The 13,411-nt window shown below is 73.9% G+C and carries 9 protein-coding genes, 1 tRNA gene and 2 pseudogenes; 9 read left to right on the forward strand and 3 right to left on the reverse strand.

The window, feature by feature from the left end; translation table 11 throughout:
* Positions 1-58 precede the first annotated feature (58 nt).
* From QUE40_RS07330 to QUE40_RS07355, 6 genes and pseudogenes are all read left to right on the forward strand, one after another.
* On the forward strand, positions 59-1,252 hold the full coding sequence (locus tag QUE40_RS07330) for an alpha/beta hydrolase family protein (protein ID WP_236022294.1): 1,194 nt from the start codon (positions 59-61) through the stop codon (positions 1,250-1,252).
* 10 nt (positions 1,253-1,262) lie between these two features.
* Positions 1,263-2,027, forward strand: a complete 765-nt coding sequence (locus tag QUE40_RS07335; RefSeq protein ID WP_289232751.1) for a lysophospholipid acyltransferase family protein — start codon at positions 1,263-1,265, stop codon at positions 2,025-2,027.
* Positions 2,028-2,156: 129 nt separating this feature from the next.
* Entirely contained in the window at positions 2,157-4,262 is a 2,106-nt protein-coding gene (locus QUE40_RS07340; protein ID WP_289232752.1) for a RecQ family ATP-dependent DNA helicase, read from the forward strand.
* A gap of 29 nt (positions 4,263-4,291) precedes the next feature.
* Positions 4,292-5,341 carry a glucose 1-dehydrogenase gene (locus QUE40_RS07345; RefSeq protein WP_289232753.1) on the forward strand — a complete coding sequence of 350 codons (1,050 nt, stop codon included), beginning with the start codon at positions 4,292-4,294 and terminating at the stop codon, positions 5,339-5,341.
* 4 nt (positions 5,342-5,345) lie between these two features.
* Positions 5,346-6,137: pseudogene (gene dinB, locus QUE40_RS07350) on the forward strand (DNA polymerase IV); the annotation flags it as partial.
* Positions 6,124-6,354: pseudogene (locus QUE40_RS07355) on the forward strand (DinB/UmuC family translesion DNA polymerase); the annotation flags it as partial. The pseudogenes dinB and QUE40_RS07355, both read left to right, overlap by 14 nt.
* A 383-nt stretch (positions 6,355-6,737) precedes the next feature.
* On the opposite strand, the gene QUE40_RS07360 reads toward QUE40_RS07355, so the two are convergent.
* Positions 6,738-7,703 (reverse strand): quinone oxidoreductase family protein, encoded by a 966-nt coding sequence (locus QUE40_RS07360; protein ID WP_289232754.1) that lies wholly within the window; start codon positions 7,701-7,703, stop codon positions 6,738-6,740.
* An 82-nt stretch (positions 7,704-7,785) separates the two neighbouring features.
* Entirely contained in the window at positions 7,786-8,397 is a 612-nt protein-coding gene (locus QUE40_RS07365; RefSeq protein WP_289232755.1) for a L,D-transpeptidase family protein, read from the reverse strand.
* Positions 8,398-9,171: 774 nt separating this feature from the next.
* Here QUE40_RS07365 and QUE40_RS07370 point away from each other — a divergent pair.
* A tRNA-Leu gene (locus QUE40_RS07370) sits at positions 9,172-9,257 on the forward strand.
* Between the two features lie 99 nt (positions 9,258-9,356).
* On the opposite strand, the gene QUE40_RS07375 is transcribed toward QUE40_RS07370, so the two are convergent.
* Entirely contained in the window at positions 9,357-10,376 is a 1,020-nt protein-coding gene (locus QUE40_RS07375) for an NADPH-dependent curcumin/dihydrocurcumin reductase (protein ID WP_289232756.1), read from the reverse strand.
* Between the two features lie 104 nt (positions 10,377-10,480).
* Here QUE40_RS07375 and QUE40_RS07380 point away from each other — a divergent pair, with 104 nt between their 5' ends.
* Positions 10,481-11,821: a DUF4241 domain-containing protein gene (locus tag QUE40_RS07380; RefSeq protein ID WP_289232757.1), complete on the forward strand. Its 1,341-nt coding sequence runs from the start codon at positions 10,481-10,483 to the stop codon at positions 11,819-11,821.
* A gap of 21 nt (positions 11,822-11,842) precedes the next feature.
* A complete protein-coding gene (locus tag QUE40_RS07385; RefSeq protein ID WP_289232758.1) occupies positions 11,843-13,363 on the forward strand; it encodes an ATP-dependent DNA ligase in 1,521 nt (506 codons plus the stop codon).
* Positions 13,364-13,411: the final 48 nt, after the last annotated feature.

Genomic DNA, 13,411 nt, shown 5'->3' on the forward strand with positions numbered 1-13,411 from the left:
CGGCTCATTCTGACCTGAGACGATGCCGCCTGTGACGAACAGGGGAGCAGCTCGCATCGTGGCCGCCGCGACGTCGGTGGTCGGCGGTCTCGCCGCGGTCACCGGCCTGGCGTCGGTGGGTGCCGCGTCGTACTTCGCCCGTCGCGTGGTGACGCCCGAGAGCGAGCGGCCCGACGACGCCCTGGTGACGGCGCTCGACCGTGCGGCCGACCCGCCCACCGTGACCTTCCGCGCCGACGAGTGGTCGACCGCGCCGGGGCGGTACGGCCTGTGGTTCGCCGCCGACACCGGTCACGCGCGCATCGGCGACGTGCTGTCCCGCGACGACGACCGGGGCGAGGTCACCCGTGAGCTGCACGGCGTCGACCAGGGCGACCTGGCGCCCGGGCCGGCCCGCTGGAGCGGCTACTACTTCTCCGGGCCGCCCGACCGATCGCTCGGCCTGGACCACGAGAACGTCCGGATCGCAGGCGAGCTCGGCGACAACCCCGCCTGGGTCGTCCCCGCCGGGGACGGCGAGCGCTGGGCGGTGCTGGTGCACGGGCGCGGCGCGACGCGCGAGGAGACCCTGCGCGCCGTCCCCGTCCTGCACGAGCTCGGCATCACCGCGCTGGTCGTCAGCTACCGCAACGACACCGACGCGCCCGCGAGCCTCGACGGGCGCTACGGGCTCGGTCTGCACGAGTGGCGCGACGTCGACGCGGCGATGGCGTACGCCGTCGGCCGGGGCGCGCAGGAGCTGATCCTCTTCGGGTGGTCGATGGGCGGTGCGATCGTGCTGCAGACCCTCGAGCAGTCGCGCGGCAGCGACCGGGTGAGCCGCGTCGTGCTGGACGGGCCGGTGGTCGACTGGGCCGACGTCATCCGGCACCAGGCGGCCATCAACCGGGTGCCGCGTCCGGTGGGGGCGCTCGGGCAGATGCTGCTCGGCGGCAAGGTCGGCCGCCACCTCATCGGGCTGCACGAACCGCTCGAGATCGGCCTCACCGACTGGGTCGCGCGCGCCGACGAGCTGCGCCACCCGATCCTGCTGATCCACTCCCAGGACGACGGCTTCGTGCCCTACGGCCCGTCCGCGGCGCTGGCCTCGGCCCGTCCCGACCTGGTGACCTACGCCCGCTGGGAGGTCGCAGAGCACTGCCGGGAGTGGAACACCGACCCGCAGCGCTGGGAGCGGCTGGTGCACGACTACTGCGCGGGCCCCGACCCACGTGCCGGACGCGAGGCCCTCGCGGCGGCGACCCGTCAGTAACCTGAGCCGCATGGAACCCGTCTACACGCCCGTCATCGGGTTCGCCCTCACGGTCTTCCGCGCGCAGGGACTGCGCTTCACGATCACCGGCAGCGAGAACGTCCCGCGCCAGGGTGGCGGTGTGGTCGTCATGAACCACCTGTCCTACTTCGACTACGCCTACGCCGGCCTGCCCGCGCGCGAGCAGGGTCGGATCGTGCGCTGGATGGCGAAGAAGGAGATCTTCGACAACCCGGTGATGGGGCCGCTGATGCGCGGCATGAAGCACATCCCCGTCGACCGCAAGGCCGGCGTCGGCGCCTACCAGGAGGCGGTGTCGGCACTGCGCCGCGGCGAGCTGGTCGGGGTGTTCCCCGAGACGACGATCTCGCGGTCGCTGGAGCTGCGCGAGTTCAAGACCGGCGCCGTGCGCATGGCGCTGGAGGCGGACGTCCCGATGATCCCGGTCGTCGCCTTCGGCAACCATCGCGTCTGGACCAAGGACCAGCCCAAGCGCCTCGGCCGCAGCAACGTGCCGATCCACATGGACGTCGGCACGCCCATCCACGTGCCCGAGGGCGCCAACGCGGTCGAGGAGACCCACCAGCTGCGCGAGACGATGACCGCCATGCTGCACCGGCTGCAGGAGGCCTACCCGCCGCTCGGACCCGACGAGCAGGGGTACGTCCCCGCTCGCCTCGGCGGCAGCGCCCCGACTCCCGAGCGGGCCAAGGAGCTGGAGGCGCAGGAGGCGCAGCGTCGCGCCGCGAAGCGCAAGCCGGTCGAGCAGCCGTAGGCCCAAGCCGGTCGAGTAGCCGTAGGCCCAAGCCGGTCGAGTAGCCGTAGGCCCAAGCCGGTCGAGTAGCCGCGAGGGACGAGCGGCGTATCGAGACCCCTGTCAGACCCGTCACCTACCGTGCCTGGCATGACGGATCTGCAGACCTCGACCGACCTCGACCAGGTCGCCGATCGGGTGCTCGCGGCGCTGGCCGGCCCCGGCGCGACGCTGCGCGACGACCAGCGCACGGCCGTCGAGGCGCTCACCCGGCCGGGCGCGCGAGCCCTGGTCGTCCAGGCCACCGGCTGGGGCAAGTCCGCGGTCTACTGGGTCGCGACCGCGCTCAGCCGGGCCCGCGGCGGCGGCCCGACCCTCGTGGTCTCTCCGCTGCTGTCGCTGATGCGCGACCAGGTCGCGGCCGCCGGCCGCGCGGGTCTGCGCGCCGCCACGATCAACAGCTCCAACATCGGCGACTGGTCGGCGATCGAGGACGACCTGCGCTCGGGTCGGCTCGACGTGCTCCTCGTCTCGCCGGAGCGGCTGGCCAACCCCAGCTTCGGCCAGCGGGTGCTCGACGGTCTCGCGGGCCGGCTCGGCCTGCTGGTCATCGACGAGGCCCACGCGGTCTCCGACTGGGGGCACGACTTCCGGCCCGACTACCGCCGGGTGTCCGACGTGCTGCAGCAGCTCAACCCCGACACCCCCGTGCTCGCCACCACCGCGACCGCCAACGCCCGGGTCACCGACGACCTCGCCGCCCAGCTGGGCGAGCAGACCACCGTGCTGCGCGGGCCGCTCGCGCGCTCGTCGCTGCAGCTCACCGTGCTGCCGCGGATGGACCCGCTCTCGCGCTACGCCTGGGTCGTCGAGCACCTGCCGAGCCTGCCCGGAGCCGGCATCGTCTACACGCTGACCGTCGCCGACGCGCACCGGCTGACCGAGGCGATCCGCGCCCGGCACGGCGACGACCCGGCGCTGCAGGTCGCGGCCTACACCGGGCAGCTCGAGGCGGGGGAGCGCGAGCGGCTCGAGGAGGCGCTGCGGGCCAACGAGGTCAAGGCACTCGTCGCGACCTCGGCCCTCGGCATGGGGTACGACAAGCCCGACCTGGGGTTCGTGGTGCACGTCGGGGCTCCGCCGTCGCCGGTGTCCTACTACCAGCAGGTCGGACGTGCCGGGCGCGCGATCGACCACGCCGCGGTGGTGCTGCTGCCGTCGGCGGGCGACGACGGCGTCTGGGACTACTTCGCGACCGCCACGATCCCCAAGCCCGACCGGGTCGAGAAGCTGCTGGCCGCGCTCGACCAGCACGACGAGCCGGTCAGCGTTCCGGCGCTGGAGGCCGAGACCGGGCTGCGCCGCACCGCCGTCGAGCTGATGCTCAAGCAGCTCGCGGTCGACGGGGTCACCGACCGCACCAAGGACGGCTGGGTGCGCACCGGCGCCGAGTGGAGCTACGACCAGGAGCACTACGACGGCGTCCTGGCCACGCGCCGCCGCGAGGCCGACATCATGCGCCGCTACGTCGTGGGCGAGTCGTGCCTGATGCAGCTGCTGCAGGAGTCGCTCGACGACCCTGACGCCGCCCCGTGCGGCCGGTGCTCGGTCTGCCTGGGTCACCTGCCCGAGCCGTTGCAGGCCGAGGCGTCCGACGACGTCGTCGCCGGCGTGCGCCGCGTGCTGCGCACCGAGACCCACGTGCTCGAGCGCCGCAAGATGTGGCCGGGCGGGGCGTTCGGCGCGCGCGGGCGCATCCCGGCCGAGCTGTCCGCCGACGACGGTCGCGTCATCGTCCACGCCGACGCGCCCGAGTGGGCTCAGGAGCGCGAAACCGTTCTGGCACAAGACGGTTCGCCCACCGACGACCTGCTGGAGGCGGCCGTCGGCACGCTCGCCCGGTGGAAGGACGACTGGGCCGAGCGCCCCGAGGTGGTGCTGCCGCTGGCGGCCAGCGGGCTGCCCGAGGTGGTCTCCGGGGTCGCGGCCCACCTGTCGCAGGTCGGGCGGCTCGACCTCGCGCCGCTGTGGCAGCCCGCGACCCGGGTCGACCCCGACCTGCCGTCGTCCGACGAGGCCGCGGGCTGGCGCGAGAGCCTCGACGCCGGCGGCGTCGCCGACCAGGTGCGGGGCCGTTCCGTGCTGCTGGTCGTCGACGCGACCCGGTCCGGCTGGGCGGCGACCGTCGCCGCCGCCACGCTGCGCGAGGCGGGTGCCCGGCGGGTGCTGCCGCTCGTCGTGCACCGCGTGGTGTGAGCGCGAGCCCGAGCAGTAGCGTCGGAACCATGCGTGCACTCACGGTCGCCCCCGGGCGCAAGAGCTCCCTCGCCGTCGTCGACATGCCCGAGCCCGACCAGCTGCTGGGCGACGTGCTCGTGCAGGGCCTCGCGCTCGGCGTGTGCGGCACCGACCGCGAGATCGACCAGGGGCTCTACGGCGAGGCGCCGGCCGGCAGCGACCGGCTGATCCTCGGTCACGAGTCGCTCGGCCGGGTGATCGAGGCGCCCGAGGGCAGCGGCTTCGCGGCGGGCGACCTGATCGTGGGCATCGTGCGCATGCCCGACCCCGAGCCGTGCGGTGCGTGCGCCGCCGGCGAGTGGGACATGTGCCGCAACGGCCGCTACACCGAGCACGGCATCAAGGCGCTGCACGGCTTCGGCTCCGAGCAGTGGCGGGTCCGCTCCGACCACTCGGTCAAGCTCGACCCCCAGCTCGGCGACCTCGGCGTGCTGCTCGAGCCCACCACGGTCGTGGCGAAGGCCTGGGAGCAGGTCGACCGCATCGGCGACCGCGCGTGGTTCGAGCCCCGCTCGGTCCTGGTGACCGGCGCGGGCCCGATCGGGCTCCTCGGCGCCATGATCGGGGCCCAGCGCGGCCTCGACGTGCACGTGCTCGACCGGGTCGAGGACGGCCTCAAGCCGGCCCTGGTGCGCGAGCTGGGCGGCACGTACCACACCGGTGACGCGGCCGAGGTGATGCGCACGGTCCGCCCCGACGTGGTCATCGAGGGCACCGGCGCGGTGCCGGTGATCGCCGGGGTGCTCAGCGAGAACGTCCCCTACGGCATCGTCGTGCTCACCGGCATCTCCAGCCCCGGCGTCGCCGACGGCTTCGACCTCGGCGCCGTCAACCGCGACCTCGTGCTCGACAACGGCGCCGTCGTCGGGTCGGTCAACGCCAACCTGCGCCACTACGAGGCGGGGGCTGCCGCCCTGGCGCAGGCCGACCGTGACTGGCTCGCGCGCCTCATCACCCGCCGGGTGCCGCTCGAGGACTTCGCGGCCGCCTTCGCCCCGCAGGACGACGACGTCAAGGTCGTCCTCACCCTGGCCTGACCGGGTGCGCTCCGAGCCGAGCATCCTGCACCTGGACCTCGACGCCTTCTTCGCCGCGGTCGAGCAGCGCGACAAGCCCTCGCTGCGGGGGCGCCCGGTCGTCGTCGGCGGCATCGGGCCGCGCGGCGTGGTCTCGACCGCGTCCTACGAGGCCCGCGCGTTCGGCGCCCGCTCGGCCATGCCCACGCACGAGGCGCGCCGGCGCTGCCCACCCGGGACCGCCTTCCTCGGCGGCCGGTTCGCCGCCTACCGCAAGACCAGCGCGGTGGTGATGTCGCTGCTGCGCGAGGTGTCGTCCGTCGTCGAGCAGGTGTCGGTCGACGAGGCGTACGTCGACCTCGCCGCAGGCGAGCAGCGCGACCTGTCGGCCGACGGCGTACGCCTGCTCGGCGAGGAGCTCCTCGAGCGCATCGAGGCCGAGACGGGCGGGCTGACCGCCTCGGCCGGGATCGCCTCCTCGAAGATGCTGGCCAAGATCGGCTCCGACCTGGAGAAGCCGCGCGGGCTCGTGGTGGTGGCGCCCGGCCGTGAGCTCGACGTGCTCGCGCCGCTCAACGTGCGCGCGCTCGGTGGTGTCGGGCCGGCCACGGCCGACCGGCTGCGCACGTTCGGCGTCGAGACCGTGGAGCAGCTGCGCCGGCTCGCGCTGCCTGACCTGGTGAGCATCTTCGGGGAGGCGCACGGCAACGGGCTGCACCGGCTCGCGCGCGCCCAGGACGACCGGCCGGTGGTGGTCGAGCGCGAGACCAAGAGCATCTCGGCGGAGGAGACGTTCGAGACCGATGTGGCCGACCGGGCCCGGCTCGAGTCGGAGATCGCGCGGCTCGCCGAGGGTGTGCCGGCGGCTCGTCGCCGCGTCGGCCTTCGCCCGCACGGTGACGGTCAAGGTGCGCCACCCCGACTTCAGCCTGCAGACCCGCTCGGCCACGCTGCGGCACGCCACCGACCAGGCGGGCGCGGTCACCGACCTGGCCACCCGGCTGCTGCACGGCGTCGACGTCAGCTCCGGCCTGCGGCTGATCGGCGTGGGGGTGTCCGGACTCACCACGCACGCCCAGGTCGAGCTGGACCTGGAGCTGGCCGGGCTCGGTCGCGTCGAGCCCGCCCCGGAGTACGAAGCCGTCGCCGCCCGCGTCGAACCAGCGCCGGCCGGCATGGTCACCGAGGCCACGCCCGCAGTGGCGTGGCGGACCGGCGCCGACGTCGTGCACGCCGAGCACGGTGCCGGCTGGGTGTGGGGAGCGGCCGCGGCCGGGTCACGGTCCGGTTCGAGGGGCCGCTCACCGGGCCCGGGCCGGTGCGCACGTTCGCGGTCGACGACCCGCAGCTGGAGCCCGCGGACCCGCCCGACTGGCGGCCCGAGCCGGTCGCGTGAGCCCCGCGCGTCCCTCGGCTCTCAGCGGGTGAGGACGATCTTGCCGGCGGTCCGGCCCTCGATCATCGCGGCGAACGCCTCGGGCGCCTGCTCCATCGGCAGCTCCAGCCCGACCTGCGGGTGCAGGTCGGCCGTCTCGCACAGGGTGAGCAGGTCGGCGAGCTCCTGCCGGGTGCCCATCGTCGACCCGATGACGCGCAGCTGCAGGAAGAAGATCCGGGTCAGCTCGGCCGAGTCCGGCTCACCCGTGGTGGCGCCGCAGGTCACCAGCACGCCACCCGGCTTGAGCGACTTGATCGAGTGGCTCCAGGTCGCCTTGCCGACCGAGTCGAACACTCCGTCGACCCGCTCCGGCAACCGCGCCCCGGGCTCGAACGTCGCGTGCGCACCCAGCTTGCTCGCCAGGTCGCGCTTCTCCTGCGAGCTCCCGGTCACCCAGACCCGCAGGCCGGCCGCGACGCCGAGCGTGATCAGCGCGGTCGACACCCCGCCGCTCGCGCCCTGCACCAGCATCGTCTGACCGGCGTGCAGCCCCGAGCGGGTCGTGAGCATCCGGTAGGCCGTGAGCCAGGCCGTCCCGAGGCACGCGGCCTCGGCGAAGCTCAGCGAGGTCGGCTTGGGCAGCACGTTGGCCTTGGGCACGACCACCCGCTCCGCGAAGCTGCCCTGCAGGTCCTCGGTCAGCATCGAGCGGCGCGGGTCGAGCGTGCGGTCACCGCCCCAGTCGGGGTCGTTGACCACGGGGTAGACCACGACCTCGCTGCCGTCCTCGAGCGTGCCCGCGGCGTCCATGCCGAGGATCATCGGGAACTGCTCGGCCTTGATGCCGACCCCGCGCAACGTCCAGACGTCGTGCATGTTCAGGCTCGCGGCACGTACGTCCACGGCCACCTGCCCGGGACCGGGCTCGGGATCGGGTCGCTCACCCACGACCAGGGCGTGCAGCGGTGCGTCGGGCGAGGGGCGGTCGGCGTACACGGCGCGCATGCCGCCCAGTGTGCCGCACGCCGCAGGAACGACCAGGCCCCCGGCGCGTTCGCCGGGGGCCTGGTGGGTGATCAGTGCTCGATCAGAAGACGGTGACCTTGGTCGAGCCGACCTTGGCGTTGCCGCTGGACCACAGCCAGTCCATGCCCGCGTTGGTCACCCGGATGCAGCCGTGCGAGGCGGGGGTCGGGGGGACGCTGGGCGAGCCGTGGATCGCGATGCCGCCGGTGATGTACTTCGGGCGGTACATCGTGCCGAGCTCGAGGGTGGACTTCCACAGCTCGTCGCGCTCGTTGTAGAGCGTCCAGGTGCCGGTGGGCGTGGTCGCCTTGGCGGTGTGGGTGACGGTCTTGCCGTCGTCACCCTTGACCGGGTAGGTGAAGGTCTGGCCGTTGCCGGACGAGGCGTTCATGACCTTGATCGGGCGACCGTTCTGCACGACCACGAGGATCTGCCGGCGCAGGTCGATCTCGATGCCGGTGCTGATCCGGGTCTGCGGCTTGACGCCGCGGGCGATGGCGCCCTGGGTGGCCTTGTCGATCTCGCCGGTGCGCGGGAGGCCCGCGACCTTCTGGATCGCGTAGACGGCCTGCCGGGTGCCGCCGCCGTAGGAACCGTCGACGGCCGGGACGAAGTAGCCGAGGGACTGCAGCCGCTCCTGCGCCGCCTTGACCTTCGGGCCGCTCGCGCCCATGGCGAGCGTCTTGCCGTCGTCGTCGCTGAGCGGCGGCTGGGTCGAGGAGGACGAGGACGGCGAGGGGAGGAGCTCGAGGCGCTCGGCTCGGCGTCGTCGCCCGCCCCGGCGCTGCTGGACGGCGAGGCGCTCGGCGTGGAGCTGGCCGCGGGGGCCGGCTGCTCGGTCGGGCTCTGGCTGTGGGTGCGCGTCGCCGTGCTGGTGCGCGTGCGGGTGTGCGTCGGCTCCTCGGTGGTCGTCTCCGACTCCGAGGTGGTGGTGCTGGGGGTGCTGGACGTGCTGGGCGTCGTCGAGCTGGTGGTCGGCGTGGCGGGGCCCGGGTCGACCGTCGGGCTGGAGGCCGTGCTCGTCGGCGTCGCCGTGGGCGACTCGGAGGCGACATCCTGGGCGCCGCAGGCGGCGAGCAGCAGCGCGGCGGTCGCGGCCGAGACGGTCGCGGCGGCGCGGGTGCGGCGGGTCGTCATACGCATGTCAGTCCTTCGAGCAGCCGGTCAGGGGAGGTGCGGTCCGGATCGATCACGGTCCCGCCATCGGGGCAGGTGGACGCGCTCCGACGAGTCAGGGTATAGGCAAAGTGGACGATTCACCCATTCGGCGCGCCGGGGTGTCGGCCCCGCCCGCGGGGGTGGGTGGCGAGACGGCACGCTCCCGGCCGGCTCCGGCGGACCCCGGTGGCCGCGCGGCCGCAAGGCCTGGCCGATTCGGGCAGCACCGCTCCTGCGTGCTACTGTCTGCGACGCCGTCAGGGCCTCCCCAGGGCCCGCAGGCACACCTCGTCCGGGTGGCGGAATTGGCAGACGCGCTAGCTTGAGGTGCTAGTCCCCGTCAAGGGGGTGGGGGTTCAAGTCCCCCTCGGACACCGACACCAACAGCCCCGAAGCGATCGCTTCGGGGCTGTTGGTTTTCCGGTCCCGCCCGACGTACGCCCGTCGCCGGACCGCGCGCCGCTCGCCGGGCGGCTACTCGGCGACCTTGATCACCAGCTTGCCGAAGTTGTCGCCGCGCAGCAGGCCGCGGAACGCCTCGACCGCGTTGTCCAGCCCGTCGACGACGTCCTCGCGGTAGCCCACCGATCCGTCGGCGACCCAGCCGGTCATGTCGCGCACGAACGGCTCGGTCAGCCGCTCGACGAACTCGGTCTGGATGAAGCCGCGCAGGGTCAGGCTCTTGCGCAGCACGGTGCCCATGAGCGCGGGCGTGCGGTCCGGGCCCTCCGGCAGCGAGGTTGCGTTGTAGCCCGCGACCAGCCCGCAGACCGGCACCCGCGCGAAGGTGTTGAGCAGCGGGAAGACCGCGTCCCACACCGCGCCGCCGACGTTCTCGAAGTAGACGTCGATGCCGTCGGGGCAGGCGGCCGCGAGGTCCTCGCGGAACGTGGGGGAGCGGTGGTCCACGGCGGCGTCGAAGCCCAGCTCGCGCAGGTAGGCCACCTTCTCGGGTCCGCCGGCGATGCCGACGGCCCGGGCGCCCTTGACCTTGGCGATCTGCCCGACGGCGGACCCGACCGGTCCGGTCGCGGCCGCCACGACGACCGTCTCGCCCGGCTGCGGGCGACCGATCTCCAGCAGCCCGGCGTACGCCGTGAAGCCCGGCATGCCGAGCACGCCCAGCGCGGTGCTCACCGGCACGGGCGCGTCGGTGTCGAGCCGGCGCAGGTGGGCGGCCTTCTCGAGCGAGTGGGTCTGCCAGCCGCCGTACCCGAGCACCACGTCGCCCTCGGTGAGCGAGGGGTCCTGCGACTGCAGCACCCGGGAGACCGTGGCGCCGACCATGGTGTCGCCGACCTGCACCGGCGGGGCGTACGACGGCGCGTCGCTCATCCGGCCGCGCATGTAGGGGTCGAGCGAGAGGTAGAGCGTCTGCAGCAGCGCCTCACCGGACTGCGGCTGGGCGAGCTCGACCTGCTCGGTGCGGAAGTTGTCCTGCGTGGGTTCGCCGTGCGGGCGCGAGGCCAGCACGATCCGAGTCGATGTCGTCACCTCGCCACACTAGGTCGCCGCCGCAGCACCCGAAGATCCGTGTCACCGACCGCTGGTCGATCTACGCTGGGCGCGACCGGCTGACGACCACGGGGGGACGTGACATGGCCAGCGAACCGGCAGCGCGCGTACGCGCCTTCATCGACGACTGGTACGCCCGCTGGGGCGCCACCGCGCCGGTGTTCGAGGCATCGGACCAGGAGTCGGGCGAGGCGCGCGGGGACGCGCAGGTCGACGCCTTCGAGGTGTGGCGGTCGGCGCTGCAGGGTGTGGCCGAACGCCACGGCGTGCCAGGGGTTCTCGCGCTCCCGGACTCCTCGTTCGGACCTCCCGTGCACACCCCGGACGAGCAGATCGTCGCCGAGCGGGTCACGGGCGACTCGGCCGTCGTGCAGACGGTCCGCCGCGACGAGCTCCTCGACGAGCACTTCGAGTACGACCTGCGCCGGCTCGACGACGACTGGCGGATCGAGCGGGTCGTGGAGTATCTCGACGACCCCGACGACCCGATCATGCCGCCCGAGGCGCTGCGCGACGCGCTCGCCGGCACCTCGCCGGACGCGCCGTTCGCCGCGCTGCACCCGGTCGAGGCCGAGCTCGACCACGGGAGCCTGTTCGTCCCGCGCGACATCACCGACGAGGCGGGCGAGACCAGCCGGCTGCAGGTCCAGCGCGTCGGCACGTTCCGCTGCGCCTCCGGGGTGCTCGCGGCCTTCGACCTCGGATACCCCGACATCAGCCCGTTCCTGCGCGCGGTGCCGCCCGGTGACTACGCCGTGGAGACGTCCACGGCGTTCGGCCGCAACGCCGCGGTGCGCGTCGTGCTCGGGCCGGGGGAGCCGATCGCCTGGCGGCCGGCGGAGCGGTTGGAGGGCGGGCACGGTGTCGGCGTCGACGCGGGCAACGTTGCGATCGTCGACCTCGCGGCGCTCGGCTCGGTGACCGTGCGCGACCGGGAACGGGCGTTCGCGCCGCTGGCCGTCACGCGGGGCCCGTTCGCGCGGATGCTGACGTTCGGCGGGGAGACACCGGTCGGGGCCGTGGTCGAGTCCGGCTGGGGCGACGGGAGCTACTTCGCGTTCTGGGGGTTCGACGAGACGGGCGCGCTGGTGCAGCTGGTCGTCGACTTCATGCTCGCCGCCACCATGGACGACCCCGAGCCGATCGACCTGCCGTGGGGCGCGTTCGACGACCCGACGCTCGAGGGGTGGTCGCTCACCGTCGGCCTCGAGGGCTCGCCGCTGCGGCTGGTCGTCGACGACCCGCACGACGAGCTCGCCGAGGTCGCGCTGCTCGACGCGGCCGGCGACCCGGTGCCCGGCTTCGACGCCGACGAGCACGAGCTCGACGAGGACGACCGGATGCACTACGCCCTGCCCGGCGGGTCGCGCGACGGCTGGCTCGTGCGGCTGCTCCCCTCGACCGGGGTGCTGCGGCTGCGCTGAGCCGGACGCCACACTGAGCCCATGCAGCTGCACCGGCTCGTCGAGACCTCCCGCGAGGTCACCGCCACCTCCTCGCGCACCGCGAAGACGACGCTCGTCGCGACCCTGCTCGCCGAGGCGGAGCCACAGGAGGCCGGCCTGGTCGCGGCCTACCTCGCCGGCGTGCTGCCCCAGCGCCGCACCGGCATCGGCTGGCGCACCCTGTCCGCCGAGCGCCCCGCCGCGGCCGCGCGCCCCACGCTGGAGGTGGCGCAGGTCGACCGGCGCATCCAGGAGCTCGCCGACCTCGCGGGCAGCGGCTCCTCCGGCCGCCGCCGGGAGCTCCTGCGCACGCTGTACGCCGACCTCACCGACGCCGAGCAGCGTTACGTCACCGGGTTGTTGAGCGGCGAGCTGCGCCAGGGCGCCTCCGACGGGGTGCTGCTGGCCGCGATCGCGCAGGCGGCCGACGTGCCGGCCGCGGACGTGCGTCGCGCCGTCATGCTCGCCGGGTTCACCGCCCCCGTCGCCCAGGCCGCGCTGACCGACGGGGCAGCCGGGCTCGCGCGCATCTCGCTCGAGCCGGGCCGCCCGCTCCGGCCGATGCTCGCCGGGTCCGCCCCGGACGTACCAGCCGCGCTGGACGGGACCCCGGTGCGGCTGGACCGCAAGCTCGACGGGATCCGCATCCAGGCGCACAAGGTCGGCGAGGACGTCCGGCTGTTCACCCGCAGCCTGGAGGAGGTCACCGAGCGGCTGCCCGAGGTCGTCGAGCTCGTCGCGGCGCTGCCGCACGACACCGTCGTGCTCGACGGCGAGGTCATCGCGCTCGCTGCCGACGGGCGTCCCGAACCCTTCCAGGTGACCGGGTCGCGCACCGCTTCCGCAGGCTCGCCCGAAGCGCTGCGCGCGTCGACCCCGCTCACGACGTTCTTCTTCGACCTGCTCCACCTCGACGGCGAGGACCTGCTGGATCTGCCTCTCGCGCAACGGTTCTCACGGCTCGCCGACCTGGTGCCGCCCGACGCCCTGGTGCCCTCGATGGTCACCGACGACACCGAGGAGGCACAGCGCTTCTTCGCCGAGACCGTCGAAGCCGGTCACGAGGGCGTGGTCGTCAAGCGGCTCGACGCGCCCTACGCCGCCGGCCGTCGCGGCGCCGGCTGGGTGAAGGTCAAGCCGCGGCACACCCTCGACCTCGTGGTGCTCGCGGTCGAGCGCGGCAGCGGCCGCCGCCGCGACTGGCTGTCGAACATCCACCTCGGCGCGCGCGACCCCGACACCGGTGGCTTCGTGATGCTGGGCAAGACCTTCAAGGGGATGACCGACGAGACCCTGCGCTGGCAGACCGAACGCTTCCGCGAGCTCGCGACCGACGACGACGGCTGGGTCGTGACCGTGCGCCCGGAGCAGGTCGTCGAGATCGCCTTCGACGGCGTACAGCGCTCCTCGCGCTACCCCGGCGGCGTCGCGCTGCGCTTCGCCCGGGTGCTGCGCTATCGCGACGACAAGTCCGCTGACGAGGCCGACACCATCGCCGACGTACGAGCGCTGCGGGGCTGATCCCGCGCCCGCCGTGCGACCATGGTCGGGGGAGCACCGGGGGGAGCA

It is taken from the genome of Barrientosiimonas endolithica (genome assembly GCF_030296655.1).
Taxonomy (GTDB): domain Bacteria; phylum Actinomycetota; class Actinomycetes; order Actinomycetales; family Dermatophilaceae; genus Barrientosiimonas; species Barrientosiimonas humi.

What these genes read in the sequence shown, in the direction of transcription:
- QUE40_RS07385 (WP_289232758.1), top strand. Translation starts at nt 11,843, where the DNA reads ATGCAGCTGCACCGGCTCGTCGAGACCTCCCGCGAGGTCACCGCCACC.
- QUE40_RS07340 (WP_289232752.1), top strand. Translation starts at nt 2,157, where the DNA reads ATGACGGATCTGCAGACCTCGACCGACCTCGACCAGGTCGCCGATCGG.
- QUE40_RS07335 (WP_289232751.1), top strand. Translation starts at nt 1,263, where the DNA reads ATGGAACCCGTCTACACGCCCGTCATCGGGTTCGCCCTCACGGTCTTC.
- QUE40_RS07360 (WP_289232754.1), bottom strand. Translation starts at nt 7,703, where the DNA reads ATGCGCGCCGTGTACGCCGACCGCCCCTCGCCCGACGCACCGCTGCAC.
- QUE40_RS07380 (WP_289232757.1), top strand. Translation starts at nt 10,481, where the DNA reads ATGGCCAGCGAACCGGCAGCGCGCGTACGCGCCTTCATCGACGACTGG.
- QUE40_RS07365 (WP_289232755.1), bottom strand. Translation starts at nt 8,397, where the DNA reads ATGGGCGCGAGCGGCCCGAAGGTCAAGGCGGCGCAGGAGCGGCTGCAG.
- QUE40_RS07345 (WP_289232753.1), top strand. Translation starts at nt 4,292, where the DNA reads ATGCGTGCACTCACGGTCGCCCCCGGGCGCAAGAGCTCCCTCGCCGTC.